The 26920-nt window shown below is 61.0% G+C and carries 23 protein-coding genes and 1 pseudogene; 10 read left to right on the top strand and 14 right to left on the bottom strand.

What is annotated here, in order from left to right; all coding sequences use genetic code 11:
- Positions 1–80: 80 nt before the first annotated feature.
- The 3 genes from M5B99_RS21520 to M5B99_RS21510 form a co-directional block, all read right to left on the bottom strand.
- A complete protein-coding gene (locus tag M5B99_RS21520) occupies positions 81–821 on the bottom strand; it encodes an S-methyl-5'-thioinosine phosphorylase (protein ID WP_248805913.1) in 741 nt (246 codons plus the stop codon).
- A gap of 10 nt (positions 822–831) precedes the next feature.
- Positions 832–1830, bottom strand: coding sequence for a beta-N-acetylhexosaminidase (nagZ, locus tag M5B99_RS21515; protein WP_248805917.1), 999 nt, complete (start codon positions 1828–1830; stop codon positions 832–834).
- A gap of 205 nt (positions 1831–2035) precedes the next feature.
- Positions 2036–2749: a TetR/AcrR family transcriptional regulator gene (locus tag M5B99_RS21510; RefSeq protein ID WP_248805912.1), complete on the bottom strand. Its 714-nt coding sequence runs from the start codon at positions 2747–2749 to the stop codon at positions 2036–2038.
- 239 nt (positions 2750–2988) lie between these two features.
- On the opposite strand from M5B99_RS21510, the gene lexA reads away from it, so the two are divergent.
- Both lexA and sulA read left to right on the top strand, forming a co-directional pair.
- Positions 2989–3597, top strand: coding sequence for a transcriptional repressor LexA (gene lexA, locus M5B99_RS21505; RefSeq protein ID WP_248805911.1), 609 nt, complete (start codon positions 2989–2991; stop codon positions 3595–3597).
- A gap of 10 nt (positions 3598–3607) precedes the next feature.
- On the top strand, positions 3608–4081 hold the full coding sequence (gene sulA, locus M5B99_RS21500; protein ID WP_248805910.1) for an SOS-induced cell division inhibitor SulA: 474 nt from the start codon (positions 3608–3610) through the stop codon (positions 4079–4081).
- Between the two features lie 120 nt (positions 4082–4201).
- Here the strand turns inward: sulA and M5B99_RS21495 are convergent, their stop codons facing one another.
- From M5B99_RS21495 to M5B99_RS21465, 7 genes are all read right to left on the bottom strand, one after another.
- Positions 4202–4438, bottom strand: a complete 237-nt coding sequence (locus M5B99_RS21495; protein ID WP_248805909.1) for a hypothetical protein — start codon at positions 4436–4438, stop codon at positions 4202–4204.
- A 176-nt stretch (positions 4439–4614) separates the two neighbouring features.
- Positions 4615–5136, bottom strand: a complete 522-nt coding sequence (locus M5B99_RS21490) for a DUF6586 family protein (protein WP_248805908.1) — start codon at positions 5134–5136, stop codon at positions 4615–4617.
- A gap of 391 nt (positions 5137–5527) precedes the next feature.
- Positions 5528–8143, bottom strand: a complete 2616-nt coding sequence (gene topA / locus M5B99_RS21485) for a type I DNA topoisomerase (protein WP_248805907.1) — start codon at positions 8141–8143, stop codon at positions 5528–5530.
- A gap of 114 nt (positions 8144–8257) precedes the next feature.
- Entirely contained in the window at positions 8258–8494 is a 237-nt protein-coding gene (locus tag M5B99_RS21480) for a DUF1653 domain-containing protein (protein WP_100939173.1), read from the bottom strand.
- An 85-nt stretch (positions 8495–8579) separates the two neighbouring features.
- A complete protein-coding gene (gene fadA, locus M5B99_RS21475; protein ID WP_103496726.1) occupies positions 8580–9755 on the bottom strand; it encodes an acetyl-CoA C-acyltransferase FadA in 1176 nt (391 codons plus the stop codon).
- 29 nt (positions 9756–9784) lie between these two features.
- The gene (fadB, locus tag M5B99_RS21470) at positions 9785–11932 is read right to left on the bottom strand and encodes a fatty acid oxidation complex subunit alpha FadB (protein WP_248805906.1); all 2148 of its coding nucleotides are present in this window, start codon (positions 11930–11932) and stop codon (positions 9785–9787) included.
- A 347-nt stretch (positions 11933–12279) separates the two neighbouring features.
- Positions 12280–12717, bottom strand: coding sequence for a hypothetical protein (locus M5B99_RS21465; RefSeq protein WP_248805905.1), 438 nt, complete (start codon positions 12715–12717; stop codon positions 12280–12282).
- Between the two features lie 105 nt (positions 12718–12822).
- On the opposite strand from M5B99_RS21465, the gene M5B99_RS21460 reads away from it, so the two are divergent.
- Positions 12823–13266 (top strand): universal stress protein, encoded by a 444-nt coding sequence (locus tag M5B99_RS21460; RefSeq protein ID WP_248805904.1) that lies wholly within the window; start codon positions 12823–12825, stop codon positions 13264–13266.
- 232 nt (positions 13267–13498) lie between these two features.
- Here M5B99_RS21460 and M5B99_RS21455 read toward each other — a convergent pair whose 3' ends face one another.
- Entirely contained in the window at positions 13499–15415 is a 1917-nt protein-coding gene (locus M5B99_RS21455) for an ATP-binding cassette domain-containing protein (protein ID WP_248805903.1), read from the bottom strand.
- A 214-nt stretch (positions 15416–15629) separates the two neighbouring features.
- On the opposite strand from M5B99_RS21455, the gene M5B99_RS21450 reads away from it, so the two are divergent.
- Positions 15630–17558 carry a transglycosylase SLT domain-containing protein gene (locus tag M5B99_RS21450; RefSeq protein ID WP_248805902.1) on the top strand — a complete coding sequence of 643 codons (1929 nt, stop codon included), beginning with the start codon at positions 15630–15632 and terminating at the stop codon, positions 17556–17558.
- Positions 17559–17686: 128 nt separating this feature from the next.
- Here M5B99_RS21450 and M5B99_RS21445 read toward each other — a convergent pair whose 3' ends face one another.
- Both M5B99_RS21445 and M5B99_RS21440 read right to left on the bottom strand, forming a co-directional pair.
- The gene (locus M5B99_RS21445) at positions 17687–18493 is read right to left on the bottom strand and encodes an MOSC domain-containing protein (RefSeq protein WP_248805901.1); all 807 of its coding nucleotides are present in this window, start codon (positions 18491–18493) and stop codon (positions 17687–17689) included.
- 170 nt (positions 18494–18663) lie between these two features.
- Complete coding sequence (locus tag M5B99_RS21440) at positions 18664–19593, bottom strand: chemotaxis protein CheV (protein ID WP_103496718.1); 930 nt, start codon at positions 19591–19593, stop codon at positions 18664–18666.
- Positions 19594–20157: 564 nt separating this feature from the next.
- Here M5B99_RS21440 and M5B99_RS21435 point away from each other — a divergent pair.
- The 3 genes from M5B99_RS21435 to M5B99_RS21425 all read left to right on the top strand — a co-directional run bounded on the left by M5B99_RS21435 (position 20158) and on the right by M5B99_RS21425 (position 22641).
- Positions 20158–20622, top strand: coding sequence for a hypothetical protein (locus tag M5B99_RS21435; protein WP_248805900.1), 465 nt, complete (start codon positions 20158–20160; stop codon positions 20620–20622).
- A 469-nt stretch (positions 20623–21091) separates the two neighbouring features.
- On the top strand, positions 21092–21982 hold the full coding sequence (locus M5B99_RS21430; protein ID WP_248805916.1) for a sensor histidine kinase: 891 nt from the start codon (positions 21092–21094) through the stop codon (positions 21980–21982).
- On the top strand, positions 21979–22641 hold the full coding sequence (locus tag M5B99_RS21425) for a response regulator transcription factor (protein ID WP_248805899.1): 663 nt from the start codon (positions 21979–21981) through the stop codon (positions 22639–22641). Before M5B99_RS21430 ends, M5B99_RS21425 begins: the two co-directional genes overlap by 4 nt.
- A gap of 27 nt (positions 22642–22668) precedes the next feature.
- On the opposite strand, the pseudogene M5B99_RS21420 reads toward M5B99_RS21425, so the two are convergent.
- A pseudogene (locus tag M5B99_RS21420) lies at positions 22669–22800 on the bottom strand (lipid kinase YegS); the annotation flags it as partial.
- A 349-nt stretch (positions 22801–23149) separates the two neighbouring features.
- On the opposite strand from M5B99_RS21420, the gene M5B99_RS21415 reads away from it, so the two are divergent.
- The 3 genes from M5B99_RS21415 to M5B99_RS21405 all read left to right on the top strand — a co-directional run bounded on the left by M5B99_RS21415 (position 23150) and on the right by M5B99_RS21405 (position 26918).
- Positions 23150–24586, top strand: a complete 1437-nt coding sequence (locus M5B99_RS21415; RefSeq protein WP_248805898.1) for an undecaprenyl-phosphate glucose phosphotransferase — start codon at positions 23150–23152, stop codon at positions 24584–24586.
- Entirely contained in the window at positions 24587–26044 is a 1458-nt protein-coding gene (locus tag M5B99_RS21410) for a mannose-1-phosphate guanylyltransferase/mannose-6-phosphate isomerase (RefSeq protein ID WP_248805897.1), read from the top strand.
- Between the two features lie 91 nt (positions 26045–26135).
- Positions 26136–26918 (top strand): polysaccharide biosynthesis/export family protein, encoded by a 783-nt coding sequence (locus M5B99_RS21405; RefSeq protein WP_248805896.1) that lies wholly within the window; start codon positions 26136–26138, stop codon positions 26916–26918.
- The last annotated feature ends 2 nt before the right edge of the window (positions 26919–26920 follow it).

Here is a 26920-nt window from a genome sequence, read left to right as displayed (position 1 = left end):
TGTGGGAGCGGTGCTTGCCCGCGAAGCTTTTGGCGGCCTCAACGGCCTCTTCGCGGATAAATCCACACAGGGGCCCGCCATTACACTGCTGCCAGCACCCGCGCCAGGGTCGACTTCACCTGGCCCATGCCGTCATGCAGGGCCTGCTCGATCTCGGCCATGGTGATTACCGCCGTCGACTTGCCCGCCGCCGGGTTGACCACCAATGCCAGGCAGGCATAGTCCAGTTCCAGCTCGCGAGCCAGCGCGGCTTCCGGCATGCCGGTCATGCCGACGATATCGCAGCCGTCACGCTCCAACCGGGCGATCTCGGCCACCGTCTCCAGGCGCGGCCCCTGGGTACAGGCATAAACGCCATGGCTGCTATAGGCACACCCTTCGGCCGCCAGCGCGGCGATCAGCCGTGCCCGCAAGCCTTCGCTGTAGGGGAAGCTGAAATCGATATGGGTCACCTGTTCCAGGTCATCGGCAAAGTAGGTGTGCTGCCGCCCACTGGTGTAGTCAATCAGTTGATGTGGTACGCAGAAATGCCCGGTGCCCATCGCCGCATGAATCCCGCCCACCGCATTGACCGCCAGGATCGCCTCGGCACCTGCCTGTTTCAGCGCCCAGAGGTTGGCCCGGTAGTTCACCTGATGCGGCGGGAAACGGTGCGGATGCCCGTGACGCGCCAGGAACAGCACCTCACGCCCGGCGTATTCACCGATCTGGATATCCGCCGAAGGGGCACCGTAGGGCGTATCCAACGCCAGCGACTGACGAATGCTCAAACCTTCGAGCTGGGTCAGACCGGTGCCGCCGATAATTGCGTAAACCGCCATGCAAGATACCTCAGTCAATCAGTTGAGCGTTTTTCAGCGCCATCAGTGCCGACAACCAACGTGGATCCTGGCGATAATCCGTGCGTGCGAAGCCCTGGCCGCGCATCCGCGCAATGCGCGGCGACGGCCGGACCTTCAGACGCTGGACGGCACTCAAGGCCAGTTCGGCGGCCGCACGGTCATTGCACACCAGCCCCATGTCACAGCCGGCGGACAAGGCCGCCTCGATCCGGCTGGCGGCGTCACCGACCACATGGGCACCGGCCATCGACAGGTCATCGCTGAAGATAACCCCATCAAATTGCAATTCGCCACGCAGGATCTCCTGCAGCCAACGGCGTGAGAAACCAGCGGGTTGTGCATCGACCTGTGGATAGATCACATGGGCCGGCATCACCGCGGCAAGCTGCTGGCTCAAGCGGGCGAAAGGCAGCAGATCATTGGCGCGGATCTCGTCCAGGCTGCGTTCATCAGTGGGAATCGCCACATGGGAGTCGGCTTCAGCCCAGCCATGGCCGGGGAAATGCTTGCCGGTGGCGGCCATCCCGGCGCTGTTCATCCCGCGGATAAACGCCCCGGCGAGCAACGCCGCACGCTCGGGATCGCCCTCGAAGGCACGACTGCCGACCACCGCACTGCGCTGGTAGTCGAGGTCCAGGACCGGCGCGAAGCTGAGGTCCAGGCCCACCGCCAGCACCTCGGTCGCCATCAGCCAACCGCACTGCTCGGCCAGGTATTCGGCGTTCGGATTGTCGGCAAGCGCGCGCATCGCCGGCAAGCGCACGAACCCTTGGCGCAGGCGCTGCACCCGCCCGCCTTCCTGGTCGACCGCCAACAGCAGGTCCGGGCGCACGGCGCGAATGGCCGCGCTCAGTTCGCGGACCTGACGCGGGTGTTCGATATTGCGGGCAAAGATGATCAACCCGCCGACCTGTGGCTGGCGCAACAACTGGCGATCTTCAGCCGTCAGCCAGGTACCGGCGACGTCCACCATCAGGGAGCCTTGCAGGGCAGTACTCATAGGGAATCCTTGGACAAAAGCGCCCGTTGCCCTCGCGGACCCGCGCGCCAGGCGGCGACAGACAGGCACGGCAACGCCTTGCCATGGCCAGCGCCAGGCAAGCGGGAACGAGCAAGGGAGACTTGGGACAGAAAGAAATCAGACATGGGCGGCAGCTTAGCGGATCAAAGCTGGCGCGCCCACCCGTAGTGTATTAAACCTTGGCTGCCGTCGGCGCCGGCGTCGACTTGCTGCGCGGGCGCAACTGCGCGGCCGCCATGGTGGCATCGGTGACACCGCTGTCGGCGCGCATGCCGGCCGCGAGGAACGGCACCATCAGGCGCATGACCTGTTCAATGGAGGTATTGACCCCGAAGTCGGTCTCGGCAATCGCGCGCAATGCCTTGATCCCCGACATGCTGAACGCCGCCGCGCCGAGCATGAAGTGCACACGCCAGAACAGCTCGATCGGTGGAATCCGTGGCGCGGCATCATTGACCAGCAGCATGTAGCGACGGAACACCTTGCCATACATGTCTTCCAGGTAACGCCGCAGGTGACCCTGGCTCTGGCTGAAGGCCAGGCCCAGCAAACGCATGAAGATCGACAGGTCGTTGCCGCTGCGCGGCTGCACCACCAGCGCCTGCTCGACGAGGATTTCCAGCAACTCTTCCAGCCCGGGCTTGACCTCGGGCTTGGCCTGGCGTCGCTCCAGCTCACGCTCGAGACTGATGCAGAACGGCCCGAGGAAGCGCGAGAACACCGCCTGGATCAGGGCTTTCTTCGAGCCGAAGTGGTAGTTCACCGCCGCGAGATTGACCCCTGCCTTGCTAGTGATCAACCGCAATGAGGTCTCGGCGAAACCTTTTTCCGCGAACAATTGCTCGGCAGCATCGAGTATGCGTTCAACGGTTTCCGACTGGGCCATGGTTACTCCGCCTGACAAACACTTGTTTGAAACATACGTTTCAGCCCCGCGAATGTCAAGTCTGACGGTCCGTTCGTGGCCCGCCGGTCAGGCATTAAATCATACAAATCCTGGCCTGTAGCCATCCTCTCGGGCCACGATCGGGCGACCGTCCAGCGGACGCGAGAAAAAGGAGGATTGCCAAGCGTCTTGCACTGTATATAATCCCAGTCACTGTATAAAAAGACAGAGCGCTCAAAATGATAAAACTGACGCCACGCCAAGCTGAGATTCTGGCCTTTATCAAACGTTGCCTGGATGACAATGGCTATCCGCCGACCCGCGCGGAAATCGCCCTGGAGCTGGGGTTCAAGTCACCGAACGCCGCCGAAGAACACCTCAAGGCCCTGGCCCGCAAGGGTGCGATCGAAATGACCCCGGGCGCATCCCGCGGCATTCGTATCCCCGGTTTCGAAGCCAAGTCCGATGAATCCACCCTGCCGATCATCGGCCGCGTGGCCGCCGGTGCGCCGATTCTCGCCCAGCAGCACGTCGAGGAATCTTGCAACATCAACCCGACCTTCTTCCATCCCCGGGCCGACTATCTGTTGCGCGTTCACGGCATGAGCATGAAGGACGTCGGCATTTTCGACGGTGACCTGCTGGCCGTGCACACCTGCCGCGAAGCCCGCAATGGCCAGATCGTGGTGGCGCGAATCGGCGAGGAAGTCACCGTCAAGCGCTTCAAGCGCGAAGGCAGCAAGGTCTGGCTGCTGGCGGAAAACCCCGAGTTCGCCCCCATCGAAGTCAATCTGAAAGATCAGGACTTTGTCATCGAAGGTTTGAGTGTCGGCGTTATTCGCCGCTGAAGGAGGCGTCATGCAATTCCAGCAAACCCCACAACACGCACAGCTTTCCCTGTTCGAAGCGTTCATGGCGCAACCCCTCGCGCCCCTGCTCAAGGAGGTGGTCGAAGCCCCCTGGAGCACTGAGCCAGAAGTGTTCAGTGAGCTGTCGTTGCGGGGCGCTGCCGGGAGTTGCCTGAGCCTGCTGGCGCCGATCCTGCGGGAGTTGAGCCAGGATCAGGAGGCCCGCTGGCTGACCCTGATCGCCCCGCCAGCCAGCCTGACCCAGGCCTGGTTACGGGATGCCGGACTCAACCGGGAGCGGATCCTGCTCCTGCAACCCAGCAGTGCCCAAAACGCCCAGCAATTGACCTGCGAAGCCTTGCGCCTGGGCCGTAGCCACACCGTGGTCAGCTGGCTGAACCCGCTGAACGCCAATGCGCGTCAACAGCTGATCAGCGCGGCTCGCCAAGGCGATGCGCAAAGTCTGAATATTCGTTTGGGCTGACGGGTTGAACGGCCATCAGGGCCGATATTTCATGCTGACCGCCCAGGGCCTCTCCAGGACAGAGAAGCCGATCTGAAACGTCATCCAGCGTTAGCGTCTTGCGTCGAACGAGCCTCGGTTTCAATGAAGAACCCGTGGCCCGCCGTCGCCCTTCTCGATTTCACCTTCAGCCAAACGCCCGGCCATCTGTACGCCAACGCTCAACATGGCCTTGGCCACCTCGACATGCTGGCCCTGCAGGAATGCCTTGGCATCTTCGGAAAAGTTAAGGGTTACCAGAGAACCTTCGTCCTCGGCCCGGCGCAGCTCGATGCGGCCGTCCGGCAGCTCGACAATTTCTAGAAAGGACGTAGGCATAGTGTCTGTTCTCCACGAAAGGCCATCATTGTATCAGTCATCAACGGCACCTCGCAGGAGAACTGAAGCGCTTTCTTTACCACTTGATGAACATCTGACAGATGGAGACTACTTTTCGCGAAGAAAAAGGCGACAAAATAATCGCCCTCCGTTCATTCATATGCCCACTCAATCACTCAGCACTCATTGAGCCCATCGCGAAAACGGATCGCCAGCGCTTTCAGGTTCTGCCGCCAGCTCTCCAGCTCCTCACGGCCCAACTCAGGTGCCTCGTCCTCATCCAGGCTCACCGCCACGATCAACGGCTGCAACACGTCACCCTTGACCTTCCGCGGGGCCTGGGGCGGCAGATACAGTGCGGCATGGGCACTGATCAAGCGGGCCAACCAGGTTTGCGGGCTATGGGCCAACTCCACCAGTTCGGCCATTTCCGGAATGGCGATCGTCTCCAGCACCTCGCGGGTCAGCAACAACTCGGCCCGCGGCGCGGCAGCCTGGGGCAGGCGGTAGAAGCCGGCAATCTCATGGCACAGCCCGAGCAACGCACCGTACAGGTGAAACAGCGCCGCTTCGCGCTCAGCCTGGATCAGCGCCAGGGCATTCATCGCCCCGCTCTGCTCCGCCTTGCCCAAGGCTTCGAGGGCGAGGCCGGCGTAAAAGATCTTCTGGTTGGTACGGGTATAGAGTTCGTTGGCCATGACGGCGCGCTCCAGGAAAAAAAGGCCACAGGCAGGTCAGTCAGTTTCAGGGATCGACCAAGTTCGCCGCAAGCCAAAAAAGACAAAGGCCGCGTGAAAACCCCGATATCGCTTGGCTAGGGTTTTCACGCGGCCTGAAGGCACAGGAGAGGAAACTGTGGGAGCGGAGCTTGCCCGCGAAGCTTCTATCGCTCTCAAGGGCGCTTTCGCGGGCAAGCTCCGCTCCCACACAAGCTCCGCTCCCACACAAGCTCCGCTCCCACACAAGCTCCGCACCCACACAAGCTCGACTTCCCAGACAAGCTCGACTCCCAATACAAGCTCCGCTCCCACATCACACCCGATCAACGGATCAACGGATCAACGGATCAACGGATCAGGTGTACTCAGCTTACGAGCGCTTGTCTTCCACTTTCCATTTGCCGCCGTCGTAGAACGCCTTCCAGCCGGTCGGCTTGCCGTCCACCTCGGTCTGCACGTACTGCTCCTTGGTCTTGCGACTGTAGCGAATGACCGCCGGACGAGCGTCCGGGTCCTTCTGCGGGGCATCACACAGGAAGTGGTACTTGGGGTCGATCTCGTCCTTGTGCGCAAGGATCTCGATCACCAGCGGCGCACGGGTCTCGCGGTTTTTCGGGAACTGGCTGGCGGCCAGGAACAGGCCGGAAGCACCGTCACGCAGGATGTAGGTGTCGTTGACCTTCTCGCACTTGAGCTCCGGCATCTTCACCGGGTCCATCTTCGGCGGCGCCGCGTCGCCACTCTTGAGCAGCTTGCGGGTGTTCTTGCAGGTCGGGTTGGTGCAACCGAAGAACTTGCCGAAACGCCCGGTCTTGAGCTGCATCTCGCTGCCGCACTTGTCGCACTCCAGGCTCGGACCTTCATAGCCCTTGATGCGGTAGCTGCCTTCTTCGATCTCGTAGCCGTTGCAATCAGGGTTGTTGCCACAGATGTGCAGCTTGCGCTTCTCGTCCAGCAGGTAGGCGTCCATCGCCGTGCTGCAGATCGGGCAGCGATGCTTGCCGCGCAGTACCAGGGATTCCGATTCACCCTCGTCGTCGGCGGCGATTTCATCGCCCGGCACCAGGTTGACGGTGGCCTTGCAGCGTTCCTTGGGCGGCAGGCTGTAGCCCGAGCAGCCGAGGAACACACCGGTGGAGGCGGTACGGATCTGCATCGGCCGGCCGCAGGTCAGGCACGGGATGTCAGTCATCACCGGCTGGTTGGCGCGCATGCCACTCTCAGGGCTTTCCGCCACTTCGAGCTTTTTCTTGAAGTCGCCGTAGAACTCGTCGAGCACGTTCTTCCAGTCGCGCTCGCCCTGGGCCACGTCGTCGAGATGCTCTTCCATGCTGGCGGTAAAGCCGTAGTCCATCAGGTCGGAGAAGCTTTCCGAAAGACGCTCGGTAACGATGTCGCCCATCTTCTCGGAGTAGAAGCGGCGGTTGTGCAGCGCCACATAACCACGGTCCTGGATGGTCGAGATGATCGCGGCATAGGTCGAAGGGCGACCGATGCCGCGCTTTTCCATTTCCTTGACCAGGCTGGCTTCGGAGTAACGGGCCGGAGGTTTGGTGAAGTGCTGGGTCGGATCGAGCTGGATCAGCTTCATCACCTCGCCCTGGGCCATGTCCGGCAGCACGTCGTCGTCGCCCGGCTTGGTCATTTGCGGCAGGACCCGGGTGTAGCCGTCGAACTTGAGGATACGGCCCTTGGCACGCAGCTCGAAGTCACCGGCGGCGACACTGACGGTGGTCGACAGGTATTGCGCCGGCAGCATCTGGCAGGCCACGAATTGGCGCCAGATCAGCTCGTAGAGGCGTTCGGCATCACGTTCCATGCCCGACAGCTTGCTCGGGTCGGTATTCACATCCGAAGGACGGATGGCTTCGTGAGCTTCCTGGGCGCCGGCCTTGCTGCTGTAGACGTTGGCGTTTTCCGGCAGGTATTTGGCGCCGAACTCGCCTTCGATATAGGTCCGCGCCATCGCCACGGCATCGGCCGAGAGGTTGGTGGAGTCGGTACGCATATAGGTGATGTAGCCCGCTTCGTACAAGCGCTGGGCCATCATCATGGTTTTCTTCACGCCGAAGCCCAGGCGGTTACTCGCGGCCTGCTGCAGGGTGGAAGTAATGAAAGGGGCCGACGGCTTGCTGCTGGTCGGTTTGTCCTCGCGCTTGGCGATGGTGTAAGCCGACGCCTTGAGCTTCTCCAGGGCCGCCATGGCCTGGGCTTCATTGAGCGGCTTGAACGCCTCGCCTTTCTCGCGGGCCACTTCGAAGCGCACCTTGGCGCCCTTGGCGGTACCGAGGTCGGCGTGGACTTCCCAGTACTCTTCGGGGTTGAAGGCACGGATCTCGCGCTCACGCTCGACCACCAGCTTCACCGCTACCGACTGTACACGACCGGCGGACAGGCCACGGGCGATCTTCGACCAGAGCAACGGCGAGACCATGTAACCCACGACACGATCGAGGAACCGTCGGGCCTGCTGGGCATTGACGCGATCGATATCCAACTCGCCGGGCGCCGAGAAGGCTTCCTGGATGGCTTTCTTGGTGATTTCGTTGAACACCACGCGTTTGTAGCGGCTGTCATCGCCACCAATGGCTTCGCGCAGGTGCCAGGCAATGGCTTCCCCTTCGCGGTCCAAGTCCGTCGCGAGATAGATGGTGTCGGCATCCTTGGCCAGGCGGCGCAGCTCCTCGATCACCTTCTCCTTGCCGGGAAGGATCTCGTAGCGGGCTTTCCAGCCGTGGTCCGGGTCGACGCCCATGCGCGAGACCAGTTGCTTGCGCGCCTTCTCCTTCGCCGTCAGCACAGGGGCTTCACCAGCCGCCGCCTTGCCGCGCTTGGCAGCAGGCTCTTTGGTGGCACTCGCCGAACCGCTGGTGGGCAGGTCTCGGATATGGCCGATACTCGACTTCACCACGTACTGGGTACCCAAGTACTTGTTGATGGTCTTGGCCTTAGCCGGGGATTCCACAATGACCAGCGATTTGCCCATGGATCAGAAAATTCCTGAATGCTAGAAGTGAGAGGCGGCCTGCGCCTGACGCGGCACCGCTATATATAGTGGCTACAAGGTGAGGTCAAGCGCAGGGTTCTGCGCGACCTCCCCTCAAGGCCTTGAAAAAAGGCTGGGTTCAGCTTGCACCAAAGCAAAGCGCGGGACCTGTTCGCCGTCAACCTCGACCGACTCCAGGAACATGCTCAAGGGCCGTACCCAAAAGCCGTAATCGCCATACAGGGCTTGGTAGAACACCAATTCCTCGTCGGTCTCGGAATGCCGCGCAACGTTGAAAACACGGTACTGCGGCCCCTTGTAATGCTGATAGAGCCCGGGTTCCAATTTCATGTATCGGCTCCTTACAAATAAAAATAAAAAAATTCGGAAAAACAAAAGCCGGGGCACTTGGCCCCGGCTTCCTTCGACGAGACGCTTAGACGCGTTCGAAGACGGTGCTAATGCCTTGGCCGAGACCAATGCACATGGTGGCCACCCCGAGGGTACCGCCATTCTGCTTCATTACATTGAGCAAAGTGCCGGAAATCCGCGCACCGGAACAACCGAATGGGTGACCCAAGGCAATGGCGCCGCCATGCAGGTTAACCTTCTCGTTCATCTTGTCGAGCACTTTCAGATCCTTGAGCACTGGCAAGGCCTGTGCGGCGAAGGCTTCGTTGAGCTCGAAGAAGTCGATGTCGGAGATGGCCAGGCCCGCACGCTTGAGGGCTTTCTGGGTCGCCGGTACCGGACCATAACCCATGATCGCCGGGTCCACACCCGCCACGGCCATGGAGCGGATCACCGCCAAAGGCTGGATCCCCAGGTCCTGGGCACGCTGGGCCGACATCACGATCATGCACGAGGCACCGTCGGTGATCTGCGAGGAAGTCCCCGCCGTCACGGTGCCGCCCTTGGGGTTGAACGCCGGCTTCAAGGCCGCCAGGCTTTCCAGGGTGGTTTCCGGACGAATGGTTTCGTCGTAGTCGAAGACTTTGAGAAAGCCGTTCTCGTCATAACCCTGCATCGGGATGATCTCGTCCTTGAACTTGCCTTCCACGGTGGCCTTGTGAGCCAACTGGTGGGAACGCACGCCAAAGGCGTCCTGCTGCTCGCGGGTGATGCCGTGCATCTTGCCGAGCATTTCCGCGGTCAGACCCATCATGCCCGAGGCTTTCGCCGCGTACAGCGACATGTGCGGGTTCGGATCGACACCGTGCATCATGCCCACATGGCCCATATGCTCGACGCCGCCGACGACGAAGACGTCACCGTTGCCGGTCATGATCGCCTGGGCGGCGGTGTGCAGCGCGCTCATCGACGAGCCGCACAGGCGGCTGACGGTCTGGCCGGCAGCAGTGTGCGGGATCTGAGTCATCAGCGAGGCCATGCGGGCGATGTTCCAGCCCTGCTCCAGGGTCTGGTTGACACAGCCCCAGATCACGTCCTCGACTTCGTTCGGGTCGACCTTGACGTTGCGTTCCAGCAGTTTGCTGATCAGGTGCGCCGACATATCCTCGGCGCGGGTGTTGCGGTGCATGCCGCCCTTGGAGCGGCCCATCGGAGTACGACCGAAGTCGACAATCACGACGTCTCTAGGATTCAAGCTCATATAGTTCACTCTCGCTCTAGTGTGGGCGCTTAACCGAAGAACCGCTGGCCGGTCTTGGCCATTTCACGCAGCTTCGCGGTCGGGTGGTACAGCGCGCCCAGGTCGGCGTACTGGTCGGCCAGGGCAACGAATTCGGCCACACCGATGGAGTCGATGTAGCGCAACGCACCGCCACGGAAGGGAGGGAAACCGATACCGTAAACCAGACCCATGTCGGCTTCGGCGGCGGTTTCGACGATACCGTCTTCCAGGCAACGCACGGTTTCCAGGCACAGCGGGATCATCATCCAGTTGATGATGTCCTCGTCGGTCACTTCACGCTGCTCGTAGATGATCGGCTTGAGCACTTCCAGCACCGACGAATCGGCGACTTTCTTCTGCTTGCCGCGCTTGTCGGTTTCGTAGGCGTAGAAGCCCTTGCCGTTCTTCTGGCCCAGGCGCTTGGCTTCGTAGAGGGCATCCACCGCCGAACGACGGTCGTCCTTCATGCGATCCGGGAAACCTTCGGCCATCACGTCACGACCGTGGTGGCCGGTGTCGATGCCGACCACGTCCATCAGGTAGGCCGGACCCATCGGCCAGCCGAACTTCTCCATGATCTTGTCGATGCGGACGAAGTCCACGCCGGCGCTGACCAACTTGGCGAAACCGCCGAAGTACGGGAACAGGATACGGTTGACCAGGAAGCCCGGGCAGTCGTTGACCACGATCGGGTTCTTGCCCATTTTCTTGGCATAGGCCACGGTGGTGGCGACCGCTTGCTCGCTGGACTTCTCGCCACGGATCACTTCCACCAGCGGCATCATGTGCACCGGATTGAAGAAGTGCATGCCGACGAAATTTTCCGGACGCTTGAGGGCCTTGGCCAGCAGGCTGATGGAAATGGTCGAGGTGTTGGAGGCCAGGATGGCATCGTCCTTGACCTGGGCTTCCACTTCCGCCAGTACCGCTTGCTTGACCTTGGGGTTCTCGACGACCGCCTCGACCACCAGGTCGACATGACCGAAGTCACCGTAGGACAAGGTCGGACGAATGCCGTTGAGCACTTCAGCCATCTTCGCCGCGGTCATGCGGCCTTTATCAACACGACCGACCAGCAGTTTCGCGGCTTCCGCCAGCCCCTGCTCGATGCCGTGCTCGTTGATGTCTTTCATCAGGATCGGCGTGCCTTTGGACGCCGACTGATAAGCGATACCGCCACCCATGATACCGGCGCCCAATACGGCGGCCTGTTTCACATCCTTGGCGATTTCGTCGTAGGCCTTGGCCTTTTTCTTCAGTTCCTGGTCGTTCAGGAACAGACCGATCAGGCTTTGCGCGGCCGAGGTCTTGGCCAGTTTCACGAAGCCGGCGGCTTCGATTTCCAGGGCCTTGTCGCGCCCGAAGTTGGCGGCTTTCTGGATGGTCTTGATCGCTTCGACCGGGGCCGGGTAGTTCGGACCGGCTTGACCGGCAACAAAACCCTTGGCGGTTTCGAAGGCCATCATCTGTTCGATGGCGTTAAGCTTGAGCTTCTCCAGCTTCGGCTGGCGCTTGGCCTTGTGGTCGAGCTCGCCGGAGATGGCGCGCTTGAGCAGTTCCAGAGCGGCTTCCTGGAGCTTTTCCGGAGCAACCACGGCATCGACGGCGCCGACTTTCAGGGCGTCTTCGGCACGGTTTTCCTTACCGGCGGCAATCCACTCGATGGCGTTGTCCGCACCGATCAGGCGCGGCAGACGGACGGTACCGCCAAAGCCCGGGTAGATGCCCAGCTTGACTTCCGGCAGGCCGATCTTGGCGCTGCTGGACATGACGCGGAAGTCCGCGGCCAGGCACATTTCCAGACCGCCGCCCAGGGCGATGCCATTGATCGCGGCGACAGTCGGCACGGCCAGGTCTTCAAAATCGCTGAAAATCTTGTTGGCTTCGAGGTTCGCGGCCACCAACTCGGCATCCGGCAACTTGAAGTTGTCGACAAATTCGGTGATGTCGGCGCCGACGATAAAGACGTCCTTGCCGCTGCTGACGATAACGCCCTTGACGGACGCATCAGCCTTGAGGGTGTCCACGGCCTGGCGCAATTCGCTCAGGGTTAGACGGTTGAACTTGTTGACGGACTCACCCTTGAGGTCGAACTTCAGTTCGACGATGCCACTTTCAAGAGCCTTAACCGTGATGGCTTTACCTTCGTAAATCATCAACTGATCTCCACGATATGGAAGCTGAACAGTACACGTCGGACGCGGGCGGATGGTACGGCACTGACGTTACCGTCGATGCTACGCCAAGCCGCCTGGCACACCCGCCAACGCGATAGTCGGGATTCTGTTTGGAGCCGTCTGATCAGACAAACGCTCAATTCATACGCCCGTTTGATTTGGGTGTGGACACCTTCACGGAATTCTCAGCAATTGTCAATTGCCGAAAACGTTGCGAAAAAAACGACTTCCCGGTCATATTCCGGGCGCGAAAGCGCTTGGGCGCCGGGGTTTATGGCCGCCCATTCAGCGATTCAATAGTGTAGCGGCGCGCGGCCAATCCTGCGTCAGGCGAGAGCCTTGAGGACTGCCGCGATGGCGTGCAAGGCTTGGGCATCGCCGCGCTCGCCCCAATACACGGCGATCATCTGCTTGTCCGCCTCGATCTTGTAGGCGTTATCCGGCAACGTGCGCAAATGCACCAGCAGTTTGTCGTCGGTCAAGATTTCCCGCCATTGGTTGGCCCAGACTCCGGGGGCGGTTTGCCAATAACACCAGCACGGACTGTCGGCGCGCAGACGTGGCCGATGGTATTGCGCACAGGGGCTAGGCGGCTCATGAGGCAGCCAGTGCGGCCACTCCTGGGGCGCCAACTGCATCCCCAGGCCTATGCGTCGCGCCTCCATGCGCACGGCCATCATCCCGCTCTGGCGGCGCGAAGGACGCAACCAGGCCAGAGGGCTCAACACCAGTGCCAGGATTGACACCACTATCCATACCGTCATATCTCTAACTCTCTCGATACTTGATGAGCGATTGGCTCGCCGATGAACCAATCCGCTTGAAACCAGCCATACTTAACGCTATTGCGATCTTCAGGAGTGCCTTTCATGAGCTACGAACACATTCTGGTAGCTGTCGACCTGACAGAAGAATGCGACCCGGTCATCAAGCGCGCACGCGAACTGTCGGTCAGCAGCGAAGCCAAGCTATCACTGGTGCATATCGTCGAACCCATGGCCATGGCCTTCGGTGGCGACGTCCCCATGGACCTTTCGCAATTGCAACAACAGCAATTCGACCAGGCCAAGGAGCGCCTCGACCGCCTGATCGTCAAGTACCCGGAACTCTCGAAAGACAGTTGCCACCTGACCTACGGCCAGCCGCGCCAGGAAATCCACCATCTGGCCAAGGAGCAGCATTGCGACCTGATCGTGGTCGGCAGTCATGGCCGGCACGGTTTGGCGCTACTGCTGGGCTCCACGGCCAATGACGTGCTGCACGGCGCGCCCTGCGATGTGCTGGCGGTGCACCTGGTCAAACGCCCGACTTGATCCTCGAATACGGGCCGACTGACCTTGGAATACCAACTGTAGGAGCCGGCTTGCTGGCGATGAGGCCCTTGAGTCGTGCATTGATCTCACTGACGCCATTGCCAGCAAGCCGGCTCCTACAGGTTTGTACAGACCACAGAATATCGGCACTGCCTCAAGGGATCGTTGCCACCAATGAAAAGCCCGGCCCCCACACAAGTTGGGGCCGGGCTTTTCGTTACTCGGCGATCGCTCAGGCGTCCAGCTCGGCCCAACGTTCCACCATCACTTCCAGCTCGGCCTGGAGTTTTTCCAGCCCGGCGATGACCGCGGCGGTCTCCGCCGCCGGACGCTGATAGAACCCCGCTTCGGCCATTTCGGCTTCAACAGCGGCAATCTGCTGTTCCTTGGCGTCAATTTCACCCGGCAACGCTTCCAGCTCGCGCTGCAACTTGTAGCTGAGCTTTTTCTTCGCCGCCGGCTGCTCGACAGCTGCCGCCGATGCCGGTGCAGCCGTCACCACCGCGGAATTGAGTTCGGCCTTGCCGGACTTGTTCTCCGTCACCCCCAGCAAACGCGGCGAGCCGCCCTGACGCAACCAGTCCTGGTAACCACCGACGTACTCGCGCACCTTGCCCTCGCCTTCGAAGACCAGGGTGCTGGTGACCACGTTGTCGAGGAAAGCCCGGTCGTGGCTGACCATCAGCACGGTGCCGCTGAAGGTCAGCAACACTTCTTCCAGCAACTCGAGGGTTTCCACATCGAGGTCGTTGGTCGGTTCGTCGAGTACCAGCAGGTTGGAAGGCTTGCTGAACAACTTGGCCAGCAGCAGGCGCGCACGCTCACCACCAGACAAGGCCTTGACCGGCGTACGCGCGCGCTGCGGGCTGAACAGGAAATCGCCCAGGTAGCTCAGCACGTGACGGCTCTGGCCGTCGATGTCGATAAAGTCGCGACCTTCGGCGACGTTGTCGATCACGGTTTTTTCCAGGTCCAACTGATGGCGCAACTGGTCGAAGTAGGCCACATCGATCCGCGTACCCTCTTCCACCGTACCACTGGTCGGCTGCAGGCCATTGAGCATCAGCTTGAGCAGAGTGGTCTTGCCGGTACCGTTGGCCCCGAGCAGGCCGATCCGGTCGCCACGTTGCAGGACCATGGAGAAATCCTTGATCAGGAACGGGCCGCCCGGGTGCGCGAAGCTGACGTTTTCCAGCACCATCACCTGCTTGCCGGATTTGTCGGCGGTGTCGAGCAGGATATTCGCCTTGCCAGTACGCTCGCGACGCTCGCTACGCTCCACGCGCAGGGCTTTCAACGCCCGCACGCGACCTTCGTTACGGGTGCGGCGGGCCTTGATGCCCTGGCGGATCCAGACCTCTTCCTGGGCCAGACGCTTGTCGAACAGCGCGTTGGCGGTTTCCTCGGCGGCCAGCGTGGCTTCCTTGTGCACCAGGAAGCTGGCGTAGTCGCCGTTCCAGTCGATCAGGCCACCGCGATCCAGTTCCAGGATGCGTGTGGCCAGATTCTGCAGGAAAGAGCGGTCGTGGGTGATGAACAGCACCGCGCCCTGGAAATCCTTCAAGGCTTCTTCCAGCCAGGCGATCGCACCGATGTCCAGGTGGTTGGTCGGTTCGTCGAGCAGCAGCAGGTCCGGTTCCGAGACCAGCGCCTGGGCCAGCAGGACGCGTCGACGCCAGCCGCCGGACAACTCGGCAAGGGTCTTGTCGGCCGGCAGTTGCAGGCGGCTCAGGGTGCTGTCGACCAGGGTCTGCAAGCGCCAGCCATCGCGGGCCTCGAGGTCATGCTGGACATGCATGAGCTTGTCCAGGTCGGCATCGGTGACGATGTTCTGGCTCAGGTGGTGGTACTCGGCGAGCAATGCGCCAACACCGTCCAGGCCCTCGGCAACCACATCGAACACGGTGCGGTCGTCGGCCAGCGGCAACTCTTGCGGCAACTCGCCGATCTTGAGGCCAGGCGCACGCCAGACGGAGCCGTCATCGGGCTTTTGCACGCCCTTGACCAGCTTCAACATGCTGGACTTTCCTGTGCCGTTGCGGCCGATGATGCACACCCGCTCACCACGGGCGATCTGCCACGACACCTTGTCTAACAACGGCATGGCGCCGAAGGCAAGGGACACATCGCTGAATTTGAGCAGGGTCATGAGCTTCTCCAAAAACCGGGGGCGCATTCTACCTGACTTGAGCCAGGAGGCGGCCGGCATTTTTATCGGCACCTCGGTTCAAGATGACAATTGGTATCAAGTTACGTACGGCAACCGGTAAAACGTTCTCCCACGGATAGCAAACAGCTAAGCTATTAGTAATCAGCCGCGGAACTTTCCACGGTTTGTCAGGTTTTATTTTCTCGGAACTCCCATGCGCAGCCGTCTGTTCAATTTTCTATCGTGTCTGCTTCTTTCTACCTGCGCCGTCCAAGCCGCCCAGGCTGTAGAGCTCTCCCAGCAACGCCAGTTTTACGATGAGGCCAAGCGCGCGCTCGCCAACGGCGACTCGGGCCCCTACTTCCGTTACCAGGACGCCCTCCGGGACTACCCGCTGGAGCCCTACCTGGCCTACGACGAGTTGACTGCGCGCCTGAAAACCGCGAGCAATAGCGAGATCGAACAATTCCTCGCCGCACATGGCGATCTGCCCCAGGCCAACTGGATGAAGCTGCGCTGGTTGCGCTGGCTGGCCGAACGCGGCGACTGGCAACCCTTCGTCAAGTACTACGACCCCAAACTGAACTTCACCGAACTGGACTGCCTCAACGGCCAGTACCAGCTCAGCCATAATCTGCGCGTCGAGGGCTATGCCACGGCGGAAAAGCTCTGGATGACCGGCAAGACCCAACCGAGCGCCTGCGACGCCTTGTTCGGCAGCTGGGCCGCCGATGGCCAGTTGACCGAACAGAAACGCTGGCAGCGCCTGAAACTGGCCGCCGATGCACGCAACTATGGCCTGGCCAGCAGCCTGGTCAGCGGACTGACCACCCTTGCCCCCCAGGGACGCCTGCTGATCGACGTGGCGCAGAAGCCGGAACTGCTGAGCCAACCCTCGCGCTTCCTTCCAGCGGACGAGGCCATGTCCGATGTCGTCGGCCTCGGCCTGCGCCGCCTGGCCCGCCAGGACCCGGACAAGGCCATGCCCCTGCTCGACAGCTATGCCGCGAGCATGCACTTCTCCCGTGACGAAAAGGTTGCGATCGCCCGCGAAATCGGCCTGACCCTGGCTCGCCGCTACGACAGCCGCGCACTGGAGATCATGACCCGGTACGACCCCGAGTTGCGCGACAACACCGTGACGGAATGGCGCCTGCGCCTGCTGCTGCGCCTGGGCCGCTGGGAAGACGCCTACCAACTGACCCGCCGCCTGCCGCAGGACCTGGCGACCACCAATCGCTGGCGCTACTGGCAAGCCCGCAGCCTGGAGTTGGCGGAGCCGGAAAATCCGCAAGCCCTGGTACTGCTGAAGAATGTCGCCCGCGAGCGCGACTTCTATGGATTCCTGGCCGCGGACCGCTCACAGACGCCTTACCAACTGACCAACCACCCCCTGCTACTCAGCCCGCAGGTAATGAACAAGGTCCGCAATACACCGGGCATACTCCGCGCGCTGGAGTTGCATGCCCGCGGCCAGGTCGTCGACGGACGCCGCGAGTGGTACCACGTCAGCCGCCTGTTCAACCGTGACGAAATGGTCGCCCAGGCCAAACTGGCCTATGACCTGAAATGGTATTTCCCGGCCATTCGCACCATCAGCCAGGCGCAATACTGGGACGATCTGGATATCCGTTTCCCCATGGCCCACCGCGACACCCTGGTACGTGAAGCCAGGGCACGCGGACTGCACTCGAGTTGGGTATTCGCCATCACCCGCCAGGAAAGCGCCTTCATGGATGACGCCCGTTCCGGCGTGGGCGCCAGCGGCCTGATGCAACTGATGCCGGGGACAGCCAAGGAAACCGCACGCAAGTTCAGTATTCCGCTGGCTTCGCCTCAGCAGGTCCTGGACCCGGACAAGAACATCCAGCTGGGAGCCGCCTACCTGAGCCAGGTGCATGGACAGTTCAACGGCAACCGCGTGCTCGCGACGGCCGCCTACAACGCCGGCCCCGGTCGCGTCAGGCAGTGGCTAAAAGGCGCCAACCACCTGGGCTTCGACGTATGGGTGGAAAGCATTCCGTTCGACGAAACCCGGCAGTACGTGCAGAACGTCTTGTCATACTCGGTGATCTACGGTCAGAAGCTCAATGTGCCGCAACCGCTGGTGGACTGGCATGAGCGGTATTTTGACGACCAATGATTGGTTTTTGCAGGAGCCGGCTTGCCGGCGATGGCGTACGCGAGATCAATGCAAGACTCCAGAGCCCCATCGCCGGCAAGCCGGCTCCCACAGTGAGCGAATTATAAGGTCAAGACCGTGAAGCCCTGCTATTCAAGCACCGTCACCGGCATCCCGACCTCTAGCAGCCCCTGACCATCATTGACCAGGTTCTGCCCGAACATCACGTCACCACCCCGCTCGCGATAGGTCTTGAGGGTCGTCAACGGCTCACGATCGGCGCTGCGCTCACCGGTCTGCGGATCGAGGGTGGTCAGGATGCAGCGTGAGCAGGGTTTCACCACTCGAAACTCGACCTCGCCGATACGGATGCGCTTCCAGCCGTCTTCGGCAAAGGCGGGACTGCCCTCGATCACCAGGTTTGGCCGGAAACGCAACATTTCCAGCTCACGCCCGACCTTCTGCGAAAGGTCATCCAGGGAAGACTGGCCGATCAGCAGCAGAGGGAAACCATCGGCAAACGCCACCCGATCCTCTTCCTTGCCGTAACCGGCTTCGGTGAGGCGGGCCCGTTCCAGTGGCACATGCACCAGACGGGTCGGCTTGCCGATAAACCCGCTCAACCAGGACGCCGCCTCATCGCCGGCATCCGGTACACGCAAGGTGTCGCTCCAGATGGTCACGCCGCGCAAGGTGTCGTCCTTGCCGGGCAACGCCACATCCAGCGCCGAATGGCCGGGAGCACTCAGGGTCAGGCCACCGGCGGTATTCCACAGCGCCGACAACTGGCTCATCTTGCCCACCGCGCGCTGGGTCAGAAAGCGCCCGCTGGCCTCGTCCACCAGCATCCAGCGCCGATCCCCGGCCAGGCCCAATTCATCCAGCGGGCTCTGGCGCAAGGCCTCACCCCTGGCGGACTTCAACGGATATCGATACAGCGCGCTCAGACGCAACATGCCCAGCTCCTGGAGAGACAAAACAGCGATTCTACAGGAGGGTGGGCACGACGGCATTTTTGCGCTGGAACGCGATTTTGTGGGAGCTGGCTTGCCGGCGATAGCGTCCGCCAGTTCAACGCAAGGCCTACGGGCCTTATCGCCAGCAATCCGGCTCCTACAAGGGGGGATCAGGCGTTATCCAGCATCAACCGCTGGCGCACCACATCCACCAACTTGTCCGGCTGGAACTTGGAGAGGAAGTTGTCACAACCGACCTTCTTCACCATGGCATCGTTGAAGCTGCCGGACAACGAGGTGTGCAGGACCACATACAGCCCACGCAAGCGAGGGTCGTTACGAATTTCGGTGGTCAGGCGGTAACCGTCCATTTCCGGCATTTCCGCATCGGTGAAGACCATCAGCAGCTTGTCGGTCATCACCGCCCCCCCATCCGCCCACCCCTTGAGCATGTTCAAGGCCTTCAAGCCGTCACTGGCGATATGCATTTTCACCCCCAGTTGCCCAAGGGTATCGCGCAACTGGGACAAGGCCACGTTCGAATCATCGACCAGCAACACTTCGCGGCCACGGGCCTGCTCCATGATCGGGTCGTCGAGTTTTTCACGGGATACCTTGGCGTTGTACGGCACAATCTCGGCCAGAACCTTTTCCACGTCGATGATTTCCACCAACTGGTCATCCACCTTGCTGATGGCGGTCAGGTAATGCTGGCGACCGGCGCTGGTCGGTGGCGGCAGGATCGCTTCCCAGTTCATGTTGACGATGCGGTCCACGCCACCGACCAGGAACGCCTGCACCGAACGGTTGTACTCGGTGACGATGATGGTGCTGTCGGGCCCGGGCACCAGCGGACGCATGCCGATCGCCTGGGAAAGATCGATCACCGGCAGGGTCTGGCCGCGCAGGTTGACCACGCCGCAGACGAACGGATGACGCTGGGGCATCAAGGTCAACTTGGGCAGTTGCAGCACCTCCTGAACCTTGAACACGTTAATCGCGAACAACTGGCGCCCCGCCAGGCGAAACATGAGAATTTCCAGCCGGTTCTCACCCACCAGTTGCGTACGTTGATCTACTGTGTCGAGAATGCCGGCCATTAATGACTCCTGGGCTTGCTGCTGAAAGTGACATTGAATAGGTTATCGGCGGAGAACATCGGAGCTTGACCCTCCGACCAAATACCTGTCAAAAGCATTGATGTCACATTAGCATCATGCTTTACTGAGTTCATCCCCCTCCGTCGCCATCGGCGACCGCAAATGCCAACTATAGTTCCTCATGCTAGGGGAATCCCCTAGCGACAATCAGGTCCAACCTGATATTCGCGATATCCAATAGCCATTAATGTGACGCCATTCTCATTGCATGAATGGAGTCAGGCTTTTGCTTTCGATTGCAGGACCTCGGCCAGACAGCCCGATGAACACCCTCACTGATCGTGCTCAAGCCCTCTGGACCGCCGTTTCCGCGGAATGTCTGCGAGCCTGCCCGCGGGGCTTTTGGGTGCCCGCCAGCCTGCACCTGAGAACAAAATGCAATAACCGCAATTCGAAACAATCAGAAACAGACTACAGACACACACGGCCCGTCGGCATTAACTTTAAAACCGTTCGCCCCGCGCGACCTTCTATCGCCTGCCTATGCAATCAAGGAGATAAAGCATGCTGAACGGTAAAGAGCGGCAAGCCAGCCTGCCGGAATTTCTAGTGGAAGCCCAAGCCCTGCAAACGAAGATGCAGGAGTGCTGCCAGCACCTGGAACTGATCCGCAACGACAAGGACGCCATTGACTGCCTCGTCATCTCGCTGCACACCCTGGCCAATTGTGCGCAAGGCCTGGGCGTGCGCTGCATGGCCCGGTTCTCGCGACAGATCCACGCCCTCTTGAGCCAGCCCCAGGACCCGCTCAACCTCCATGAAGACGCCTTGCTGGCCTTGCGCAACTGCCTGACGCTGCTGGCCTGGCAGGTTGAACTGATCGATCCGCAAACCGGCCAACTGGGCCTGGACGACGACGAAGAGTCCGAACTGATCACTGCCCTCGCAATCCAGACCGGCCAATACGGATCAGCCGCTACCGAGCCAAGGACCTTCACCCTGATCACCTTCCCTGAACGGTCCGCTTGAACAACCCGCCGCCCTCGCAGCTTCGACCCGCCTTCTTCCTATCCAAAAACGACACTAGCAACTCACCTCGGACTTTCCGGTTCCAGGCGCTGCCTTTTAATGCAAAAAAGAATAACTAGTGTCTACGCGACTAAAGTATCGGAACAGCATTCCGACTTCAGTTAAAGTAGGCTGGCTTAACAGCACCTTGTGGAACAATCGTACTAAAAAAGTTGACCGTTCAGACATATATCAACCGACAGCGACCGCCCCCGGATGGCGTGGTACTATGCCTTTGATTCGCATATGTACTTGTACGGCTTAGTAATTTTACCAATAGATATCAAAATGACATCATTGCGCAAAGTTTCTCACCCTGACACTGTTTCACGACGAACACACACCTTTAAAGCGTACCTGTTTTTCAAACTTGGCCTGTCGGTTGTCCTGACGGTCTACCCGTAGCGAACATTCATTGGCTCCATACGCTATGTACGCCAGCCTCAAGTCATTCAAGCCTTGGCTACCCTCTCGCAAAAATGCCCGCCGGCTGACAGCCGCGCTGTGCATCAGCTCGGCCATTGCCAGCCTGCTTATCTTCAGCACCGGCGCCCACTTCCCCTCGGGGTTACTGATCCTCAACCTGGCCGCGCTGGCCAGCGTCTGGCTCCAGCACCGCAACGCCGGCACCTCCATCCAGTTCCAGCCGCAGGAGCTGGCCGATCGCCTGCTCCAGGTGCAGGAAAACGAACGACATCGCCTCAGCCGCGAGCTGCATGACGATATCGGCCAGTTGCTCACGGCAGCCAAGCTCCAGGCCCAGTGGTTGCAACGGCGCTTGCCCGACGACCTGCAAAGCCACTTCGAGACCCTGGACCACACTCTGGACGAAACCCTGGCCAAGGTCCGCGACGTCTCGGCCATTCTCAATCCCCGCCAGTTGACCAGCCTCGGTCTGGAAGCCAGCCTGCGCGCGCACTTGCTCAAGACCCTGGAAAACACCAGCGTGCTCTGGAGCCTGGAGTGCCACCAGCGGCTGACCGGTATCCCCGAGGAGATGGCACTGACCGCGTTCCGCGTGACCCAGGAAGCCATCACCAACATGCTGCGCCATGCCCAGGCGCGTAACCTGCTGGTGCGTATCAAGCGCTTGCCCGAAGGTCTGTCCCTGCATATCGCTGACGACGGCCTGGGCTTTTCGCCGGTCCGCAATCCCGGCGAGGCAGGCCAGCGTGGCATGGCCGGCATGGCCGAACGCGTCGAACAGGCGGGCGGAACATTGACAGTCACCAGCGGACCCGGCAAAGGTACGCAGATCGAAGCACTGCTGCCCTGGGCGCCACGCGCCCTGGAACGCGCCAGCAAGAATAAGGCTCCATGACCTGCACTCTACTTCTGGTGGATGACCACTCACTGATCCGGGCCGGTGTTCGCGCCCTGGTACTGGATATCCCGGGCTACACCGTGATCGGCGAAGCCAGCGATGGCGCGCAGTTGCTCGACGCCGTGGAACGGCTGAACCCGGACATCATCCTGCTCGACCTGTCCATGCGTGAAACCGGTGGCCTGGATGCCCTGCGCAAGCTCAAGGCGGTGCGACCCCAGAGCAAGGTACTGATCCTGTCGATGCACACTGACCCGCAGTTGATCATGCAGGCCCTGGAAATCGGCGCCCACGGCTACCTGCTCAAGGACACCACTGCCACCGAACTGGCCCAGGCCCTCGACGCGCTGCGCAGCAACGAACGCTACCTGAGCCCGGCCATCGCCCACACGGTGATCAACCAGGCCCTGACCCAGGTCCAGCGCAACCTGCCGGCCGAACGAGCGGTCAACCACAACCTGACCGGGCGCCAGCTGGAGATCCTGCGATTGATCGTGCGCGGCAAGTCGACCCGGGAAATCGCCAATGGCCTGGGCCTGAGCATCAAGACCGTGGAAACCCACCGCTCGCAGATCATGAAGCGGCTGCAGATCTTCGACGTCGCCGGCCTGGTGCTGTTCGCGGTGCGCGAGCAGATCATCAGCCTCGACGACTGAGCGGCGGCGACCCCTCCGGCAGGTGCACCCGCAGGGCTGCCGACCGTTGCCGATGCCCAACGCCAGCAGATCGCCCTTCCAATGGAAGTCCGGCCCCTGCAGCTCGCCATAGGCGGCATGCAGTTCACTGAAACGACCAAGGCCAGTGAACAGGGCAAGCAAAAAACCCCACAATCCGTAAAATCTATCTGAACTCCATGTAGTCACAATACGAAAGAACTAGTCGGATTTTTTTTACAACAAATTATCGTTTGGTTAGCATCCTGATGCTTCATGGGCTTTACTCAAGCCCATGCCACCGTACCAGAGAGGCAACCTGAAGCACCAAACCGATGAAAATCCAAAAACGACTAGAAAAAGGATTCACTTGGTTTGACAGTCCTGAACCCGCATTATGATCGGCCACCAGGGATGGGCTTAGCGCCAATAAAACCCAGGCTTTTCAACAAGACAACTGCCACGATGTTTCGTAATTACCATTTCGTGATGGTATGACGGGAGGGGGTTTATGCGCCTGCAGCCGGTTGACAGCCTGTTCCTGACCCGACCCAGCATGGTCGAGTACTTTCTGTTCGGCATCCGCCTGGTCCATGGCCTGACCGCGATGCTGCCTGGCTTGCTGCTGCTGGTGTACCTGCGCGAGCAAGACCCTGTCGTCGTCAAGAGCTACCTCACCCTGCTGCTGTTCTTCGGTTTCATCAGCGTTCTGATCTTCCAGGCGTTGGGGGTGTATGCCGAGACCATCTTCAGTAACCTGCTGCGTTTCCAGCTCACCCTCTTCGCCTGGTCGTCGGCGTTCTGCCTGCTGCTGTTCATGCACCACGGCTTGTCACTGTTCAACTTCCTGACCAACACCGAACTGTTTATCTGGTTTGTCTCCAGCCTGGTGCTGTTCGGTATCGAGCGCCTGGTGCTGCTGACCCTGTTCCGACAACTGATGCGGCGGGGCTTTTTCCTGCAGCACGCGGTCATCCTCGGCGCCACTGAAAACGGCCAGCGTCTGGCCGAATACCTGGCCCAGCATCAGGACATCCGCTCAGGGGTCATCGGCTTTATCGACGACCGCATCGGCCGCCTGCCCAAAACCCTGGTCAACCTGTCGCTGCTGGGCAACTCCTGTGACCTGGAACGCCTGATCCGCGAAGAAAAGGTCACCCAGGTCCTGGTCGCCCTGCCCTGGTCGGCGGAAAACCGCATGGACTACATCATCCGCGAACTGCGCCGCCTGCCGGTCAACGTACTGCTGGTGCCGGACATGGTTGCGTTCCGGCACGCCCACAACCGCATCACCGAAGTCGCCAACCTGCCGATGTTCAACGCCTCCGAGGTCCCTCTGCGTGGCTGGTCGCCGATGTTCAAGCGCCTGGAAGACATGATCCTGTCGACCCTCGCGCTGACCCTCTTGTCGCCGATCATGCTGCTGACGGCCCTGGCGATCAAAATCGACTCGCCGGGCCCGGTACTGTTCCGCCAGAAGCGCTACGGCTACAACAACCGCCTGATTGAAGTCTTCAAGTTCCGCTCGATGCACCAGCACCAGAGCGATGCTAACGCCGAAACACAAACCACCCGCGGCGACCCACGGATCACCCGGGTCGGACGTTTTATCCGCAAGACCAGCCTCGACGAGCTGCCGCAATTGTTCAATGTCTTCATCGGCAGCATGTCGATGGTCGGCCCGCGCCCCCACGCCACGGCCACCAAGGCGGCGGGCATCCTGTTCGAGGAAGCGGTCAAGGAATACACCTCGCGACACCGGGTCAAGCCAGGCATCACCGGACTCGCCCAGATCAATGGCTACCGCGGTGAAACCGACACTCTGGAAAAAATCGAAAAACGTGTCGAGTTCGATCTGGAGTACATCGAAAACTGGTCGATCTGGTTCGACCTCTACATCCTGTTCCGCACTGTCCCGGCAGTGCTCATGACCCGCGAGGCCTACTGAATGGGCGCACTCATTCCCTGCATCATCGCCGGTGGCGCCGGCACCCGCCTATGGCCGGTCTCCCGCGAGGCCATGCCGAAACCCTTCATGCGCCTGCCCGATGGCGAAAGCCTGTTGCAGAAGACCTTTCTCCGGGCCACCGGGCTGGCCGACGTCCAGCGGATACTGACGGTGACCAACCGCGAGGTGTTCTTCCGTACCCTGGATGACTACCGCCTGCTGAACAAGGGCGATGCGGCGCTGGACTTCATCCTCGAACCCTTTGGTCGCAACACCGCCCCGGCCATCGCCGCAGCGGCCTTGCATGTGGCCAGCCTCTACGGCGACGACGCACAACTGCTGGTGCTGCCGGCCGATCACCTGATCAAGGACCTGGATGCCTTCGCCAAGGCGGTCGATAGCGCTCGACTACTGGCCGAGCAAGGCTGGCTGGTGACCTTCGGCCTGGTACCGACCCAACCCGAGACCGGCTTCGGCTATATCGAAAAAGGCCAGGCCTTGGGCGACAAGGCGTTCCAGGTCGCGCGCTTCGTCGAGAAGCCCGATGCGAAGACGGCGCAGCAGTACCTCGATGGCGGCCGGCATCTGTGGAATGCCGGCATGTTCTGCCTGCGGGCCGACGTCGTGCTGCGCGAACTGCGCGAACATGCCCCTGATGTCCTCGATGCCATGACCGAGTGCCTGGCCCTCAGCCACAGCCGCGAAGGCAGCCAGGAACTTCAGCTGGAACTGGATGGCAAGAGCCTGGCCAGGGCGCCGGACATTTCCATCGACTACGCGCTGATGGAGCGCTCGCGCAAAGTCGCGGTGGTGCCCTGCCAGCTCGGCTGGAGCGATATCGGCTCGTGGCAGGCGGTACGTGATCTGACACCGGCCGATGCCCAGGGTAACCAGTGCAACGGCGAGACGGTACTGCATGACGTCAGCAACTGCTACATCGATTCGCCCAAGCGTCTGGTGGGCGGCGTCGGGCTCAAGGACCTGATCATCATAGACACCCCCGATGCCCTGCTGATCGCCGACGGCAAACGCAGCCAGGATGTCCGGTTGATCGCCCAGGAGCTCAAGCGCCAGGGGCACGACGCCTATCGCCTGCACCGTACCGTGACCCGCCCATGGGGCACCTATACCGTGCTGGAGGAAGGCAAGCGCTTCAAGATCAAGCGCATCGTGGTCAAACCCAACGCTTCGCTGTCGCTGCAGATGCACCACCACCGCAGCGAACACTGGATCGTGGTCAGCGGCATGGCACGGGTCACCAACGGCGACAACGAATTCATGCTCGATACCAATGAGTCGACCTTTATCAAGCCGGGCAAACAACACCGGCTGGTCAACCCGGGGGTGATCGATCTGGTGATGATCGAAGTACAGAGCGGCGAATACCTCGGCGAAGACGACATCGTGCGTTTCACCGACGTTTATGGGCGGGTTCCCGTCGAAACCAGCAAGACCTGACACATCTGAAACACCTGAAACAGTAGGAGCGCCCGCCTGCACGGACCCAGGTCCGTCAGGGGGTAACCATGCACAAAGGGAAGACTGATCAATGAACAAACTCCTGCTGATCCTCAGCGTTTTATTAATCAGCGCGTGCAGTATCCCGGCCAAGGTGGCATTGCCGGACAACGACGTTCTGCGCGAAGGTCACCGGGCCGGCGACTCCCTGGCCGGCAAGCCACTGCCGGACCAGCGCATCCGCGCCGGCGACACCTTGCGTATCGTGCGCAATACCGGCGAAGCGCCGTCCATTTCGGCCTTCACCGCCAACTCGATCTACGAGCTGACGCTGTTCGTCGTGATGAACGACGGCAGCTTTTCCTACCCCTATGTCGGCAACATCAAGGCCGCCGGCCTGACACCGCAACAGCTGACCCTGATCCTCGAAGACAAGTTGAAGAACATCTACCAGGATTCGGCCCTGACGGTGAATATCTCCCAGGCACCGAGCAACACCGTGTTCGTCGGTGGCTCGGTCCGCACGCCGGCCAGCCTGCCGGTAACCACCGCCACCACCCTGGAACAGGCCCTGATCGGTGCCGGCGGCCTGTTGCCGGTGGGCGACAGCCGCAACGTCGCCCTGCTGCGCCAGGATGATGACGGCCGCTACAAAACCTACTTCTTCGACTATCGCGACACCATGCTCGCCGGCGCCAGCAACCGCGCCCCGGTGCTGCTGCAACGCGGCGACGTGGTGTTCGTGCCCAAGTCCCATGTGGGCAACGGCATCGAGTGGGTCGACTTGTATCTGAACCAATTGATTCCATTCCAGAAATCCATTGGTATCGGCGCCAACTACAACTTGAACAACTCCACCAGCACTGGCAACTGATC

Origin of the sequence: Pseudomonas sp. MWU13-2100, from assembly GCF_023242365.1 — a bacterium.
Taxonomy (GTDB): domain Bacteria; phylum Pseudomonadota; class Gammaproteobacteria; order Pseudomonadales; family Pseudomonadaceae; genus Aquipseudomonas.
This window is presented reverse-complemented; position numbering and strand designations above follow the sequence as displayed.